1 protein-coding gene is annotated in these 271 nt (G+C 41.0%); it reads right to left on the reverse strand.

The window, feature by feature from the left end; genetic code table 11:
• A partial coding sequence (locus LQ668_RS12345; RefSeq protein WP_239776065.1) for a hypothetical protein occupies positions 1 to 271 on the reverse strand: 271 nt, incomplete at both ends.

Genomic DNA, 271 nt, shown 5'->3' on the forward strand with positions numbered 1-271 from the left:
TTTCCGCATTATCTGTCGCTTTCGCCGTGATATTACCTTCAGGTAATGGTTTTGTCGGTGTAATTTTAGCGATACCTTGATTATTAGCGACGTCTTCACCAATCTTATTGCCATCTTTATCGAAGATTTCAACTTTAGTTCCAGGGTCAGCTTTTACAACGATTGGATCTTTCGTGCCACCTTTACCAGTTAAATCTGTTTGAATCACAGGTTTAGTAGGCGGCGTTGTATCTTTCGATTTGACTGGTTCAGAAGCGTCAGACGTATTTGG

It is taken from the genome of Mammaliicoccus sp. K-M42, assembly GCF_022386375.1.
GTDB lineage: Bacteria > Bacillota > Bacilli > Staphylococcales > Staphylococcaceae > Mammaliicoccus > Mammaliicoccus fleurettii.